Here is a 14,057-nt window from a genome sequence, read left to right on the forward strand (position 1 = left end):
CTAGTGCAGAAGCTCAACTTGCTCTTTTAGCTTCTGCAAACTGCGCTCAAAATTACTACCCGCAATATTGTTTGCAAACATAGCAAGGTAAGGGCTCAACAAACCAGCGCTAAGATTCCCTTCAATAGTCCATTTAACCACTGTACTACCTTCATTTTCTTGTAATACAATTTTATTATGAACTAGATTTACCTTTGGCTTAGGACGAACATCAAACCGAATAACAGATTCTGATGATTCAATCACAGACAAAAGCCCTTGGTCGGCTGTTTTATCATAAACCAAAGCTACGGAATCACCCTTCCCCAAAACACCACCAAATGAAGCAACTTTACCATCTTGCACAAACATCCAATCTGGTAAACGATCTCCTTGAAGGATATCTTGATAAACCACATCGCGAGGAGCGTTAATAACAACACTACGCTCCACCCGATAATCCGCTGGCATAAAGAACCCAACCACAACCAAAAGCAAAATAACCAACGCAGAAATGCGCGTTACCTTTCGCAGCTTGTAAAGCGCCGCTGGGTGCGAAGAATTATTCGCCATTAAGCATCCTTCAGAATACGGTATTCAGCCGACATAGCGTGCGCTTCCAAAGACTCTCCACGAGCCAAAGGAGAAGCAATTTTCGCCAATTCACTTGCCCCTTCAGGCGAGCAATAAATCAAAGAGCTACGCTTTTGGAAGTCATAAACCCCCAAAGGAGATGAAAACCTTGCCGTACCAGACGTTGGCAAAACATGATTAGGTCCTGCACAATAATCACCCAATGCTTCCGGCGTATGGCGACCCATAAAAATAGCACCAGCGTGACGAATTTTTTCGGCCCACTTCTCAGGCTCATCGATCGATAACTCAAGGTGCTCAGCAGCAACAATGTTCGCAATATCCATAGCTTCATCCATATTTTCAACATGGATAAAAGCACCACGACCTTCCAAAGACGCCTTAATAATATCTTTACGACTTTGCGTTTCAATCAAACGCTCCATGGAAGCTTTTACATTTTTAATAAAAGCCAAGTCAGGAGAAATTAAAATAGATTGAGCATCTTCATCATGCTCTGCCTGAGAGAACAAATCCATAGCAATCCAATCTGGATCCGTCTTACCATCACAAACAACCAAAATCTCAGAAGGTCCGGCGATCATGTCGATACCAACAACACCAAATACCATTTTTTTAGCTGTGGCCACGTATATATTGCCAGGACCGACAATTTTATCGACCTTGGGAATCGTTTCTGTACCATAAGCCAAAGCCGCGACAGCCTGCGCACCACCGATAGTGAACACACGATCCACACCAGCAATATAAGCCGCCGCCAAAACGATATCATTAACCAAACCATCAGGCGTTGGAACCACCATGATAATTTCGCCAACGCCAGCTACTTTAGCAGGCATTACGTTCATCAATACAGATGAAGGATAGGCTGCTTTACCGCCTGGCACATAAACACCAACACGATCTAAAGGCGTAACTTTTTGACCAAGCACTGTGCCGTCATTTTCTTGATATTGCCAAGAAGGCTGTTTTTGACGCTCATGATAATCATGCACACGTTTTGCAGCCGCTTCCAAACTAGCAACCAGCTCCGCGCTGACGCGACCTTTTGCCAAAGCCAATTCTTCACGAGAGATTTCAAGCTCTTTAGAAGAATCAACCTGTCGACGGTCAAAACGGTTTGTAAACTCAATTACTGCAGAGTCACCATTAAGACGAACTTGCTCAACAATATCTGCTACGGCTTTTTGCACACCAGCATCAGACACTGAGTCCCATGCAAGCAAAGATTCTAACTCAGAGCGAAAACCATCAGAGCTAGAAGAGAATTCTCGAATATTCAGGTTCAATTACTTACCCTCGTTATCTTCAACCGCACGACGTATCATTTCTAGGATAGGCTCGATTTCAGAATACTTCGTTTTATAAGCCGCTTTATTGACCACCAAACGGGTACTGATTGGCGCAATCAATTCACGAGCCTCAAGACCATTTGCTTTTAGCGTATTGCCAGTATCGACGATATCTACAATAAGATCTGCCAAGCCCATGATAGGTGCCAATTCCATAGCACCGTATAGCTTAATCACATCAGCCTGAATACCTTGCTCAGCAAAATACGCTTTCGCCGTTTTAATAAACTTAGAGGCTACTTTCAAACGCCTATTTGGCAAAGGTTGACCAACAACGCCAGCCGTCATCAAACGACATTTTGCTATTTTGAGGTCTAGTAGCTCATAAAGGTTTTTAGTAGACGCTTCCATCAACACATCTTTACCAGCAACACCAAAATCTGCCACACCATGGTCGACATAAGTTGGTACGTCAGTCGCGCGCAAAATCACCAACTTAATATGTTCATGGTTTGTGTCGAATATTAATTTTCGGCTTTTACTAATATCTTCAACTGGAACAATATTCGCTTTTTCTAAAAGCGGTAAAGTTTCACCAAGAATGCGCCCTTTCGACAGCGCAATCGTTAATGTTTTACTCATATCAATTTAAGACCCGTGAAATTTTCGCACCTAATGAACCGAATTTTTCTTCAATACACTCATAACCACGGTCAATATGGTAGATACGATCAATCTTTGTATCACCCTCTGCCACTAAAGCAGAAAGCACTAAACTTGCAGAAGCACGTAAGTCTGTCGCCATGACTGGTGCGCCTTTCAAGCGCTCACAACCACGCACGATAGCCGTATTACCAGTGACTTCAATATCAGCCCCCATGCGAAGCATTTCATCAACATGCATGAAGCGATTTTCAAAGATATTTTCAATAACTCGACCTACGCCGTTCGCAATTGAATTTAAGGCAACAAACTGCGCTTGCATATCGGTTGGAAATGCAGGATACGGAGCGGTACTGATGTTTACAGCATTTGGACGACGCCCTTCCATATCCACTTCGATCCAATCATCACCACAAGTCACTTTCGCGCCAGCTTCTTCTAGCTTAGAAAGTACAGCCTCAAGTGATTTAACATTGGTATCAATCACTCGGACTTTACCGCCCGTAATTGCAGCCGCAACCAAGAAAGTACCTGTCTCAATACGATCTGGCATAACTGGATAACTAGTACCATGCAACGCTTCAACACCATCAATAATAATAGTATCCGTTCCATGACCAGTAATCTTAGCGCCCATTTCAATTAGACACTCAGCTAAATCAACTACTTCAGGCTCACGCGCTGCGTTTTCCAAAATAGTTTGCCCATCAGCCAACGTCGCAGCCATCAACAGATTTTCTGTTCCGGTTACAGTAACTTTATCAAAGAAGATGCGTGCGCCTTTAAGACGACCATCAACACTTGCAACGATATCACCACCTTCCACAGAAATTGTCGCACCCATGGCTTCCAAACCACGCAAATGCAAATCCACTGGGCGACTACCAATCGCACAACCACCAGGAAGCGACACAACCGCTTTACCAAAATGACTAACTAAAGGACCAAGCACTAAAATAGAAGCGCGCATAGTCTTAACAAGATCATAAGGCGCTTCACAATTATTAAGTGTTGAAACATCTAACTGCACACTCATTTTTTCATCAACAACAACACCACACCCCATAGAACCAAGTAGTTCAAGCATGGTGGTAATGTCATGTAAATGAGGAAGGTTTTTAATTGTGATCAATTCTTTTGTTAACAAGGTTGCCGCTAGAATGGGCAACGCGGCATTTTTCGCACCAGAAGCGCGAACAACACCATTAAGCCGAGTACCACCGGTAATCAGAAGCTTATCCATATTTTTAATCTCTTATAATAGCTTTTATAGCTTGCTTATTTGTTCTGGCGTATAGGTTTTCATTGTAACGGCGTGAATAGCGCCACTAGAAATAGCTTCTTGAAGATGTGAATATACAAGCTGCTGCCTCTTAACTGTAGACAGGCCTTCAAATTCACTTGTCACTACAACTACTTGAAAATTACAACCTTCTCCCTCGGCAACCACTTCACAGTTACGGATAGAGGATTCTAAAAGTGCTTTAACTTCACCTGCGTTCACAGTCGCTCCAATAGATAAATATGCTTGATCTCACTATTCTACATGAGTACAGCCAACTACTTAACACCTCTATGCCCAACTCTGAATAAAAAACCACTTGTTTTCTAAGATTTTAATCAAGACTGACAATGCTCAGAGCCTAAAAAGCAAAAAATCCGAACCCACTTAATGGATTCGGATTCTATATCGTTGCAAAACAATAACGCCTAAATTAAGACTTCTTAGCTAAAGACTCTTTCCAGGCTGAGATAGCAAGGTCAATATCGTTTTTATTTTGCTGCATCATAACGCCAAACTGCTTACGAAAAGTTAAGCCGAAGTTGATATTATTAATTACAACATTACTCAACATCCAAACACCTTTTTTAGATTCTTCCATATAAAAACTGATATTTAACATACCACCAGCCTCCATTTGGAAATCAACATCAACCTTTGTCTCCCTGCCACTCCCTTGAGGACCTAAAGGCAAAACCTTAATTCGATCGGCATCAAGCTCAAGCAAAGAAGTACCGTATGTTTTCAACAAGGTATCTTTAGTCACATTAACAAAGCGAGTACGCTGCTCAGGCGACGCTCTTCGATAATATTTGCCCATCACTTTTTTAGAAAAATCATCGAAATCGACCACTTTCGTTAAAATACTATCAACTCGTTCTTCTAACAAAGCTGGATCTTTAGACAATACCGCCTTATCAGCGACAATATCAGTTCGAAAGGCATCTACCACTTTAATAACGGCATCCCTTGCACCTTCAGAGCTAGACCAAGTCAGACCCGAGCCGAGCAAAGCAAAAACAAAAATAACACCAGATAAAATCTTAGACATATACTACTTCTCCGAATCGCCACCTTTGAACAAAAACTGACTAATCAAAGTCTCCAAAACTAGAGCCGATTGAGTGTCATAAATCTCGCTGCCATTTTTAAGCATCTCATCATCAGCACCAATAGAAATACCCAGATATTTCTCGCCCAACAAACCACTTGTCAAAACAGCAATAGAACTATCTGTAGGAATATTGTTAACGTCTGAATCTATATTCATTGTGACTAAAGCCATATATAAGTCCTTATCAAACGTGATGGACTCAACATTACCAACTGCTACACCAGCAATAGACACTTTAGCCCGACTTGTTAGCCCAGCAATATCATCAAATCTAGCAACGACCTGATAAGTATCTTTCTTACTTGAAAAAGCAAGACCACTAACCTGAACAGCCAAATAAACAAGAGCTGCAACGCCCAATACAATAAAACACCCAACCATCAACTCTGAACGTTTACTTCTCATGCTAAAAATCCCCAAACATAGCGGCGGTTAATACAAAATCTAAAGCCAAAATAGCCAATGAACCTAAAACCACTGTACGAGTGGTTGCCTTACCAATCCCTTCAGAAGTAGGAACACACTCATACCCTTGATAAACTGCTATCCAAGTAACAACCACTGAAAAACATAACGCCTTAATAAGACCATTCAGAATATCAGTATCAAAATACACGGACTGCTGCATTGATGACCAAAATGCACCATCGTAAACACCTAACCACTCGACCGACACAAGATGTCCACCAAGGATACCAGATGCAGAAAAAATCAAACTCAAGATAGGCAAACAAATCACACCAGCAATAAAGCGAGGCGCAATCACTCGCCTCAACGGGTCTACCCCCATCATCTCAAAACTAGATAACTGCTCAGTTGCTTTCATCAATCCAATTTCAGCAGTCAAAGAAGACCCAGCACGACCCGCAAATAAGAGCGCCGTCACTACAGGAGAGAGCTCTCTCAACAAAGAAAGCGCCAACAACTGACCAACGGCCTCTTCTGAGCCAAACTTAGCGAGAATGCTGTAACCTTGAAGTGACAGCACCATGCCAATAAAAGCACCAGAAACAATAATAATAACAAGAGACAACACACCAACAGAGTAAAGCTGCTTCACTAATAAATTAACGGACTCCTTAAAGCGTACCGGCAATCTAAAAATGCTTTGCACTAGAAATATTCCAGCCCGGCCAACCGCTTCAAGCCAATCCAGCAGCGACGCCCCTAACAATCCAATACTTTTCATAACGCCACCCTGCCAGAGACATCTTCTTCTGGATAATGAAAGGGAACAGGGCCATCAGGCTCACCGTTCAGAAATTGCTTCACTTCAGCATCATCAGATGCTCGAATCTCATCCGCAGAACCTTCAGCTATAACCCGCCCACCAGCCAAAATACAAACATGATCAGCGATAGAAAGAGACTCTTCAACATCATGAGAAACAAGAACCGACGTGATATGTGCAGAATCATTAAGCTGACGAATCAACTTCACAAGAACCCCTTTCGATATTGGATCTTGTCCAGTAAAAGGTTCATCGTACATAACAAGCTCTGGATCTAAAGCAATCGCGCGAGCCAAAGCAACACGACGAGCCATACCGCCAGACAATTCCGATGGCATCAAATTAACAGCACCTCGCAAACCAACACTGTAAAGCTTATCAGCCACAATATCCGCGATTTTCTTTGCATCGTACTTAGTGTGCTCCTCCATTGGAAAAGCAATATTCTCAGCAACAGTCATATCACTAAATAAAGCACCACTTTGGAAAAGCATGCCCATTTTCTTTCGCACCTTATAAAGTTCGGAGCGAGACAAGGCATGAACGTCTTGACCATCCACTAAAATCTTGCCCGAATCTGGCGCAAGCTGTGCCGCAATCAAACGCAGCAGCGTCGTTTTTCCCGTTCCACTAGGCCCCATTACCGCAGTAATTTTACCTCGTGGAATAGTAAGGGAAACGTTCTCATAAATAGACCGCTCTCCCCTTGAAAAACTAACATTTTGGACTTTTATATAAGCATCTACCACTGACACACCTTTTTAATCCCTATAAAATATTGCCAGATACTAACATCGCCCCCCGATAAATAAAATCGCGACACAGCCAAATCCATTTTGTTTATAAGATCAAGCCTTGAATTTCAACGTCAAACCTCATTAAATGGTACTCCCTGTATCTATGAGTAATATCAATACCATGCTGTTGTTTTCAATCGCCCTAATTCTAGGCTTAATTTTACTCGTAATGAGTTCCGACAAATTTATAGAACACTCTGCACTTGTAGCAGAGAAACTAAATGTTAATCCAATGATAATAGGCATTACATTAGTCGCGTTCGGCACATCAGCACCAGAAATGGTCGTTTCAGCCATTGCCGCACTGGATAACGCCCCTGAAATTGCCGTCGGCAACGTCCTCGGATCTAACATTGCTAATATCGCTCTTGTCTTCGGTATCACATTGTTATTCTCCTCGATCCCAATAGCGTCGGGCCTATCATCAAAAGAAGTCCCTCTTGTATTGGCAATCACACTGCTAGCAGGATTTTTACTGTTTGATCAGACCCTTGGCGTATGGGATGGAATCATATTAATTGCTGCTTTTATCATTATTTTGGTGATTTTATTGAAAGGCAGTAAAGATTTAGAAAATGATTTAAAAGCAGACCTTCCCGAAGATGATGGCTCTTCTATTGGCAAATCTTTGTTGATTGCCTTTATTGGTCTTGCTGTCTTAATAGGTAGCTCAAAATTACTTGTTTGGGGAGCAATTGGCATAGCGACCGCTTTAGGCGTAAGCGAATTGGTTATAGGCCTTACTATCGTTGCTGTCGGAACCAGCTTACCAGAGCTTGCCGCTTCAGTTAGCAGCGTACGAAAAGGTCATCACGACATAGCAATTGGTAACATCTTAGGATCAAACATCTTCAACTTAGCAACTGTACTTCCTCTACCTGGCTTAATTGCACCAGGATTAATTGATGGAAGCGTAACAAGCCGAGACTTCCCTTGGGTATTAGGCTTAACCGTCGCTCTTGCTCTTGCCATTTTCATCTTCAAAAGAACGAAGAACAACAGCATCCCTCGATGGGTAGGTGTACCACTGATTGCTTCTTATGGGGTTTATTTATTTATCATTAGCACAAACGGTTCGGTGTAATGCTTTCGCTTAAACAACTAATAAAACCCAAAAACCTCTCGATCATAGGGGCTGCTTTACTATTAGTGGCTTCTTTAGGGTGGTATGGGACGACACCTATGCAAAACTTGGTTCAAACTGAATCACTAAGCAGCTCACCCGACTATTTCATCACTAAAGTCAAAGTAAAAGAGTTTGATACCGATGGAGCTCTAATTGAAACACTCGACGCAGAACAAACACTGCATTATATAGCTAAATCCAGAACCTTATTAGAAACTCCGAGTATTGAACGCTACACAAAATCAGGTCAATGGAGCGCAAAAGCAGATAAAGGGGTTATTGAAGACGGAAGTAATGATATTCTATTAACCGAAAACGCTAGAGCAACTAAAAAATACCTCCAATCTGAAGATATAAAGCTCAGTGCAGACAACATACATTACTTAGATAAAGATCAATCACTAACCAGCTATGGAAACGCGACACTTATCTCCACTCAAGGAGAGACTTCTGCTGGAGAAATTAAAACTTATATCAATTCAGAAGAAGTCGTGATGACAGGATCTGTACGAGGAAAATATGAAACGATTCATTAACATCAGCGTGTTGCTCACTTCGGCCCTAATTGGCCAATACGCATACGCACTGCCTGACGACACAAGTAAACCATTAGAAATACAGGCAGATGAAGCATTATTCGACCAAAACTCAGGCGAAGCAATATACAAAGGTAATGTATTTGTTAAACAAGGTACCATTGAAATTCAAGCGCAATACCTTAAAGTAACAACCGATCCAAAGACTCGACAATTCAGCAGCCTAGAAGCCACAGGAAAGCCTGCGAAATTTAGCCAGCAAATAGATTGGAGCGGCAACATTGTTATTAGCAAAGGTAACGAAATACATTACCTAACAAGCGAATCAAAACTAGAAATCATCGGCGACGGCTATTTAAGTAGAATGCAAAATTCCATCACTGCAGACTACATCCTTTATATGGTCGATGACGGCACTTTCAGTGCTGAGAAAAAAGATTCAGGGCGCGTTTCAATGACTTTACAGCCACAAGCGCCAAAAGATAAACAAGCACCTGAGACCAAAAAATAGATGGCTATACTAGAGGCAAAACACCTTGCAAAGAGTTACAAAAAACGCCAAGTCGTAAAGGATGTATCTATTTCCGTTGAGTCAGGCCAAGCCGTTGGCCTACTCGGCCCTAATGGCGCGGGCAAGACAACCTGCTTTTATATGATAGTTGGCATGGTAGCAAACGATGCTGGCGGCATATTTATTGACGGCCAAGATATTACTCATGACGCGATGCACACACGTGCTCAAAAAGGCGTTGGCTACCTTCCTCAAGAGGCATCTATTTTTAGAAAAATGTCTGTAGAGGATAATATTCTAGCCATCTTAGAAACACGCAAAAAACTAACAAAAGCGCAACAACAAGAAAGACTAGAAGAGCTCTTAGAAGAGTTCCATATCACTCATATTCGCACCAACCTAGGAATGGCCTTATCAGGAGGAGAAAGACGCCGGGTCGAAATAGCGAGAGCTGTTGCCATGAACCCAAAATTCATCTTACTTGATGAACCATTTGCTGGCGTAGACCCTATTTCCGTTGGTGATATAAAGCACATTATCAAACACCTCCAAGAGAGTGGAATCGGCGTCCTAATTACCGATCACAACGTCAGAGAGACACTAGACATCTGCGATAAAGCTTACATTGTTGGTAATGGCTACATCATTGCATCTGGCGATGCCAGTACCGTCATCAACAATGAACAAGTAAAAAAGGTCTATTTAGGCGACGACTTCCGCCTGTAACCCCTTATCATTGCTGTAGAAAGGGAGTAGTATGCACAACTCGTTCCAATTCATTCAATTAGAAGAAAGAGTTGCTCTATGAAGCAGTCTTTACAATTAAAGCTCGGTCAGCAGCTGACCATGACGCCACAACTGCAACAGGCTATCCGCTTGCTGCAGCTTTCTACGTTGGATTTAAAACAAGAAATTCACGAATTCCTTGAGTCTAATCCACTACTTGAGCTCGACGACGACGAACAAATTCATAGCGACATCCCTGCCAGTATAGAATCAAAAAGTGCTGCAGATACAACAGTCGACAACAATAGCGAAGAAGCACGCGTAGAGTCCGAGTGGACAGAAAGTATCCCAGAAGAACTGTCCATCGACAGTAACTGGGATGACACCTACCAAAGCTCTGCGGCCGTCAGTGATCACAACAGCTACGAAGGCGATAGCGACTTCGAAAGCCGAAATGCACCAGCAGAAAGCATACAAGACCATTTAATATGGCAATTAAATTTAACTCACATGTCAGATCGCGACATCGAAATCGCTTACGCCATCATTGAATGCGTCCAACCCGATGGCTACTTAAGCATTTCCCCCGATGACATTTGTGAGTCCCTTTGTACAGAACTAGAAGAGCTTGAGTTAGACGAAGTCATTGCTGTACAACACAGACTACAACGCTTTGACCCTGTTGGCGTATGCTCGATCGACCTACGCGACTGCCTTCTTGTGCAACTGGAAGCTTTCCAGAGCCACCCTCTATACAAGAGCACACACAATCTTATTGATCATTACCTACCCTTGTTAGGTAACCGAGATTTTGCTCAGTTAAGCCGCAAAACAAAATTAAAAGACGAAGCACTAAAAGAAGTCGTCAATTTGATCCAACAGCTTAACCCACGCCCTGGCTCAGTGATCGACGCAGATGACACCGACTACGTTATTCCAGACGTCACCGTAAAAAAACGCCATGACGTATGGCAAGTTGAACTAAATAACGACGCGTTGCCGCCCATCAAAATCAATGAGACTTACTCAGCGATGGCTAGCACAGCAACAACCGCCGAAGATGCCACCTACATCAAAACCTCTCTTCAAGAAGCAAAATGGTTCATGAAGAGCTTGCAGAGCCGCAACGAAACATTATTAAAAGTGGCCAGCTGCATAGTAAGTCGACAAATTGATTTCTTCGAACTTGGCGAAGAAGCCATGAAACCCATGGTTCTTCACGATGTTGCAGAAGAAGTTGGCATGCATGAATCAACTATATCTAGGGTAACAACCCAGAAATACATGCACACACCTAAAGGTATTTTTGAGCTAAAGTACTTCTTCTCCAGCCATGTCAACACAGCCTCTGGCGGAGAATGTTCTTCTACAGCAATACGAGCTATGATTAAAAAGCTTGTATCAGATGAACCAGCAAAAAAACCACTAAGTGACAACAAGCTAGCTGCTATTTTAGCAGACCAAGGCATACAGGTTGCTCGACGTACTGTTGCCAAATATCGAGAGGCGATGAACATCCCTCCTTCCAATGAACGAAAACGACTGATCTAAACGGAAACCATTTTATCATGTCCTTGAAATCATTATTAAAAGCGGAACTCGTTCTCGCAAAACAAGATATTGTTAGTAAGAAACGCGTCCTTGAAAGCATTGCGGAAGTCGCTTCAAATCGACTACATTGCGACAACGAAGCCATCTATGACGCATTACTTGGTCGAGAGAAACTAGGCAGCACAGGCATTGGCAACGGCATCGCTATTCCACATTGCCGTCTAGAGTCTGCAAACCACACCGCTATCGTTGTTATGTCTCTACAAACGCCTATTGATTTCGACTCCATCGACAAAAGAGCGGTTGACCTAATATTTGCTCTAATTGTTCCACCTCATGAGTGCGATCAACACCTTGCAACTTTAGCCCAAATCGCCGAGCTTGCTCAGTCTCCAGAAGCATTGGACAAGCTGCGTACAGCACAAACCAATGAAGAACTATTCAATATTTTTGACTCATTAATATAGGGAAACAGCATGCAGGAAGAGTCCGTCACAATTATAAACAAACTTGGCTTGCATGCTCGCGCTGCCGGCAAACTAGTTGAAACAACCACTCGCTTCTCTTGCGACATCACCATAGAAAAAGACAGCCGCAATGTTGACGGCAAAAGCATTATGGCAATGATGATGCTGGCTGCTGGAAAAGGCACAGAAATTCGTGTCAAAACCAATGGTGAAGACGAAAAAGACGCAATAAAGGCGGTGATAGAATTAATCAACAATCGCTTTGGTGAAGACGAGTAAAACCTTCTATGTCAGAGCAAAACACGCTTAATCACCTTCAAACGGTTACTGAATCGCTTGAATCCGGTGCCACCATGCAAATCCGTTATCTACTTAACGGGGCTTTGCCTGCACAAGATGTTGCTCGTCTATTAGAGTCCTCCCCTCCCAAAGAGCGTAAGCTTCTTTGGGAGTTAATCGAAGCAAAAAACGAAGGTGAAGTACTTCAATATCTAAGCGAAGATATTGGTGTACAGTTCATGAAAAACATGGATACAGAGCGACTCATCGCCGTATCCGAACACTTTGAAAGCGATGACCTTGCCGACTTACTTCAACACCTACCAGAAAAGGTCGTAAAAGAAGTTCTTGCGTCAATGTCCTCGCAAGACAGAACAAGAGTTGAAGCACTATTAAGCTACTCGGAAGATTCCGCCGGCGGCTTGATGAACACGGACACCATCACCATACGTCCAAACATCACCGTCGATCTGGTTTTCCGCTATCTACGCAGACACTCAACCCTGCCAGACATGACTGATAACCTACTTGTTGTTAGCCGATCAGATCGCTTATTAGGCACTCTCCCCCTCACCAAACTATTGGTATCTGATGTTAGCGCAACCGTGCGCGACATCATGGAAACAGAATTCACGGTCATTGATGCAGAGACACCAGCCAGCGAAGTAGCACAGCTTTTCGAAAAAATGGACTTGGTTTCTGCACCTGTTATTGACAGCAAAACCAAAAAGCTACTTGGCCGCATCACCATCGATGACGTTGTAGATGTTATCCGAGATGAAGCCGAACACTCCATGTTAAGCATGGCAGGTCTTGATGATGATGAAGACACCTTCGCACCCATCATAAAAACCACTAAGCGACGCGCAGTGTGGCTTGGCATAAACCTAATAACGGCTTTTACCGCATCCTACGTCATAGGTTTATTCCAAGAGACGCTAGACCAAGTTGTTGCATTAGCTATACTCATGCCAATCGTTGCTAGCATGGGCGGTATAGCTGGCTCTCAAGTACTCACACTGGTTATTCGCGGTATCGCACTCAATCAGATAGGCTCCACCAATACTCGCTGGTTACTCAACAGAGAGCTCATCGTTGGACTCATAAATGGCCTTCTTTGGGCAACGGTTATCGCCGCCCTCACCGCACTTTGGTTTGACAACATCAAGATTGCCTATATCATTGCGGGCGCCATCATAATAAATCTGCTATTTGCTGCAGCCACTGGCACACTTCTGCCGATTTTGCTAAAAAAAATCGGTATCGACCCTGCCTTAGCTGGCAGCGTAATTTTGACTACCGTGACCGACGTGGTTGGATTTTTATCCTTCCTTGGTCTCGCTACTATTTTTCTAATATAGGTTCCCATGACAGACTTTGATCAATTTGAAAACAACGAAGAAGAAATCCCTAAAAGCAAAACCCAGATCAAGCGTGAAATGGAAGCCCTGCAAGATCTTGGAAAAAAACTATTAGGCCTAAGTAAAAACCAACTTAAAAAAGTGGAAATGTCTGACACATTACGCGAAGCATTCGTTGAAGCTGGCCGCATAAAGCAACATGAAGCCATGAGAAGACACTTGCAATACATCGGCAAGGTAATGCGCACAGAAGACCATGAAGCTATAGCGCATCGTGTCGCACTTTTCGACTCAACATCTGCCGCTTACAACAAGCTATTTCATCAGCTTGAAATTAAGCGTGATGCACTAATTGGCGAAAACAGCAAAGAAGAACTGTCGCAATATTTAGAGGAAAACCCTCAGGTTGAAGACATTCAACTGCTTAGACAGCTTATTCGCCAATCTCAAAAAGAAGTATCACAAGCAGGCAACACCACAAACCGTAAAAAGCTTTTCCGCTTCTTACGCGAAGCCGAAGAAAAGCGTCTAGGGTTAACTGAATAAAT

Annotated in this window: 18 protein-coding genes; 9 read left to right on the plus strand and 9 right to left on the minus strand. The window is 42.9% G+C overall.

The genetic code is table 11. The features are described 5' to 3' along the window. The 9 genes from CYL31_RS11520 to CYL31_RS11560 form a co-directional block, all read right to left on the minus strand. Entirely contained in the window at window positions 1-552 is a 552-nt protein-coding gene (locus CYL31_RS11520) for an SRPBCC family protein (protein ID WP_212915389.1), read from the minus strand. Next, window positions 552-1,862 (minus strand): histidinol dehydrogenase, encoded by a 1,311-nt coding sequence (gene hisD / locus CYL31_RS11525; RefSeq protein WP_212915390.1) that lies wholly within the window; start codon window positions 1,860-1,862, stop codon window positions 552-554. Before hisD ends, CYL31_RS11520 begins: the two co-directional genes overlap by 1 nt. After that, complete coding sequence (gene hisG, locus CYL31_RS11530) at window positions 1,863-2,507, minus strand: ATP phosphoribosyltransferase (RefSeq protein ID WP_012070108.1); 645 nt, start codon at window positions 2,505-2,507, stop codon at window positions 1,863-1,865. A 1-nt stretch (window position 2,508) separates the two neighbouring features. Then, complete coding sequence (gene murA, locus CYL31_RS11535; RefSeq protein WP_212915391.1) at window positions 2,509-3,771, minus strand: UDP-N-acetylglucosamine 1-carboxyvinyltransferase; 1,263 nt, start codon at window positions 3,769-3,771, stop codon at window positions 2,509-2,511. 24 nt (window positions 3,772-3,795) lie between these two features. Beyond that, window positions 3,796-4,032, minus strand: a complete 237-nt coding sequence (locus CYL31_RS11540; protein WP_012070110.1) for a BolA family protein — start codon at window positions 4,030-4,032, stop codon at window positions 3,796-3,798. A gap of 211 nt (window positions 4,033-4,243) precedes the next feature. Beyond that, window positions 4,244-4,861 (minus strand): MlaC/ttg2D family ABC transporter substrate-binding protein, encoded by a 618-nt coding sequence (locus CYL31_RS11545; RefSeq protein ID WP_212915392.1) that lies wholly within the window; start codon window positions 4,859-4,861, stop codon window positions 4,244-4,246. A 3-nt stretch (window positions 4,862-4,864) separates the two neighbouring features. Continuing rightward, complete coding sequence (gene mlaD / locus CYL31_RS11550; protein WP_212915393.1) at window positions 4,865-5,329, minus strand: outer membrane lipid asymmetry maintenance protein MlaD; 465 nt, start codon at window positions 5,327-5,329, stop codon at window positions 4,865-4,867. 1 nt (window position 5,330) lies between these two features. Beyond that, window positions 5,331-6,113 (minus strand): lipid asymmetry maintenance ABC transporter permease subunit MlaE, encoded by a 783-nt coding sequence (gene mlaE / locus CYL31_RS11555; protein WP_212915394.1) that lies wholly within the window; start codon window positions 6,111-6,113, stop codon window positions 5,331-5,333. Further along, complete coding sequence (locus CYL31_RS11560; RefSeq protein ID WP_502845429.1) at window positions 6,110-6,910, minus strand: ABC transporter ATP-binding protein; 801 nt, start codon at window positions 6,908-6,910, stop codon at window positions 6,110-6,112. Before CYL31_RS11560 ends, mlaE begins: the two co-directional genes overlap by 4 nt. A gap of 145 nt (window positions 6,911-7,055) precedes the next feature. Here CYL31_RS11560 and CYL31_RS11565 point away from each other — a divergent pair, with 145 nt between their 5' ends. From CYL31_RS11565 to yjgA, 9 genes are all read left to right on the plus strand, one after another. Next, window positions 7,056-8,036, plus strand: coding sequence for a calcium/sodium antiporter (locus tag CYL31_RS11565; protein WP_502845430.1), 981 nt, complete (start codon window positions 7,056-7,058; stop codon window positions 8,034-8,036). A gap of 98 nt (window positions 8,037-8,134) precedes the next feature. Continuing rightward, window positions 8,135-8,614: an LPS export ABC transporter periplasmic protein LptC gene (gene lptC, locus CYL31_RS11570; RefSeq protein WP_249411561.1), complete on the plus strand. Its 480-nt coding sequence runs from the start codon at window positions 8,135-8,137 to the stop codon at window positions 8,612-8,614. Then, window positions 8,598-9,125 carry a lipopolysaccharide transport periplasmic protein LptA gene (gene lptA, locus CYL31_RS11575; RefSeq protein ID WP_212915397.1) on the plus strand — a complete coding sequence of 176 codons (528 nt, stop codon included), beginning with the start codon at window positions 8,598-8,600 and terminating at the stop codon, window positions 9,123-9,125. The genes lptC and lptA overlap by 17 nt, the downstream gene beginning before the upstream one ends. Continuing rightward, window positions 9,126-9,851 (plus strand): LPS export ABC transporter ATP-binding protein, encoded by a 726-nt coding sequence (lptB, locus tag CYL31_RS11580; protein ID WP_212915398.1) that lies wholly within the window; start codon window positions 9,126-9,128, stop codon window positions 9,849-9,851. 78 nt (window positions 9,852-9,929) lie between these two features. Beyond that, window positions 9,930-11,402 carry an RNA polymerase factor sigma-54 gene (locus CYL31_RS11585; protein WP_212915399.1) on the plus strand — a complete coding sequence of 491 codons (1,473 nt, stop codon included), beginning with the start codon at window positions 9,930-9,932 and terminating at the stop codon, window positions 11,400-11,402. A gap of 17 nt (window positions 11,403-11,419) precedes the next feature. After that, window positions 11,420-11,869, plus strand: a complete 450-nt coding sequence (gene ptsN / locus CYL31_RS11590; protein WP_212915400.1) for a PTS IIA-like nitrogen regulatory protein PtsN — start codon at window positions 11,420-11,422, stop codon at window positions 11,867-11,869. Between the two features lie 9 nt (window positions 11,870-11,878). Beyond that, window positions 11,879-12,148 (plus strand): HPr family phosphocarrier protein, encoded by a 270-nt coding sequence (locus tag CYL31_RS11595; protein WP_212915401.1) that lies wholly within the window; start codon window positions 11,879-11,881, stop codon window positions 12,146-12,148. 8 nt (window positions 12,149-12,156) lie between these two features. After that, window positions 12,157-13,509, plus strand: a complete 1,353-nt coding sequence (mgtE, locus tag CYL31_RS11600; protein ID WP_212915402.1) for a magnesium transporter — start codon at window positions 12,157-12,159, stop codon at window positions 13,507-13,509. 6 nt (window positions 13,510-13,515) lie between these two features. Then, window positions 13,516-14,055: a ribosome biogenesis factor YjgA gene (gene yjgA, locus CYL31_RS11605; RefSeq protein WP_212915403.1), complete on the plus strand. Its 540-nt coding sequence runs from the start codon at window positions 13,516-13,518 to the stop codon at window positions 14,053-14,055. The last annotated feature ends 2 nt before the right edge of the window (window positions 14,056-14,057 follow it).

Origin of the sequence: Marinomonas sp. A3A (assembly GCF_018336955.1) — a bacterium.
Lineage (GTDB): Bacteria > Pseudomonadota > Gammaproteobacteria > Pseudomonadales > Marinomonadaceae > Marinomonas > Marinomonas lutimaris.

Bases quoted from the DNA above. Each gene is read 5' to 3' on its own strand.
- CYL31_RS11520 (WP_212915389.1), bottom strand. From the start codon at position 552: ATGGCGAATAATTCTTCGCACCCAGCGGCGCTTTACAAGCTGCGAAAG.
- hisG (WP_012070108.1), bottom strand. From the start codon at position 2,507: ATGAGTAAAACATTAACGATTGCGCTGTCGAAAGGGCGCATTCTTGGT.
- murA (WP_212915391.1), bottom strand. From the start codon at position 3,771: ATGGATAAGCTTCTGATTACCGGTGGTACTCGGCTTAATGGTGTTGTT.
- CYL31_RS11545 (WP_212915392.1), bottom strand. From the start codon at position 4,861: ATGTCTAAGATTTTATCTGGTGTTATTTTTGTTTTTGCTTTGCTCGGC.
- mlaD (WP_212915393.1), bottom strand. From the start codon at position 5,329: ATGAGAAGTAAACGTTCAGAGTTGATGGTTGGGTGTTTTATTGTATTG.
- mlaE (WP_212915394.1), bottom strand. From the start codon at position 6,113: ATGAAAAGTATTGGATTGTTAGGGGCGTCGCTGCTGGATTGGCTTGAA.
- CYL31_RS11565 (WP_502845430.1), top strand. From the start codon at position 7,056: ATGAGTAATATCAATACCATGCTGTTGTTTTCAATCGCCCTAATTCTA.
- lptC (WP_249411561.1), top strand. From the start codon at position 8,135: ATGCAAAACTTGGTTCAAACTGAATCACTAAGCAGCTCACCCGACTAT.
- lptA (WP_212915397.1), top strand. From the start codon at position 8,598: ATGAAACGATTCATTAACATCAGCGTGTTGCTCACTTCGGCCCTAATT.
- lptB (WP_212915398.1), top strand. From the start codon at position 9,126: ATGGCTATACTAGAGGCAAAACACCTTGCAAAGAGTTACAAAAAACGC.
- CYL31_RS11585 (WP_212915399.1), top strand. From the start codon at position 9,930: ATGAAGCAGTCTTTACAATTAAAGCTCGGTCAGCAGCTGACCATGACG.
- ptsN (WP_212915400.1), top strand. From the start codon at position 11,420: ATGTCCTTGAAATCATTATTAAAAGCGGAACTCGTTCTCGCAAAACAA.
- CYL31_RS11595 (WP_212915401.1), top strand. From the start codon at position 11,879: ATGCAGGAAGAGTCCGTCACAATTATAAACAAACTTGGCTTGCATGCT.
- mgtE (WP_212915402.1), top strand. From the start codon at position 12,157: ATGTCAGAGCAAAACACGCTTAATCACCTTCAAACGGTTACTGAATCG.
- yjgA (WP_212915403.1), top strand. From the start codon at position 13,516: ATGACAGACTTTGATCAATTTGAAAACAACGAAGAAGAAATCCCTAAA.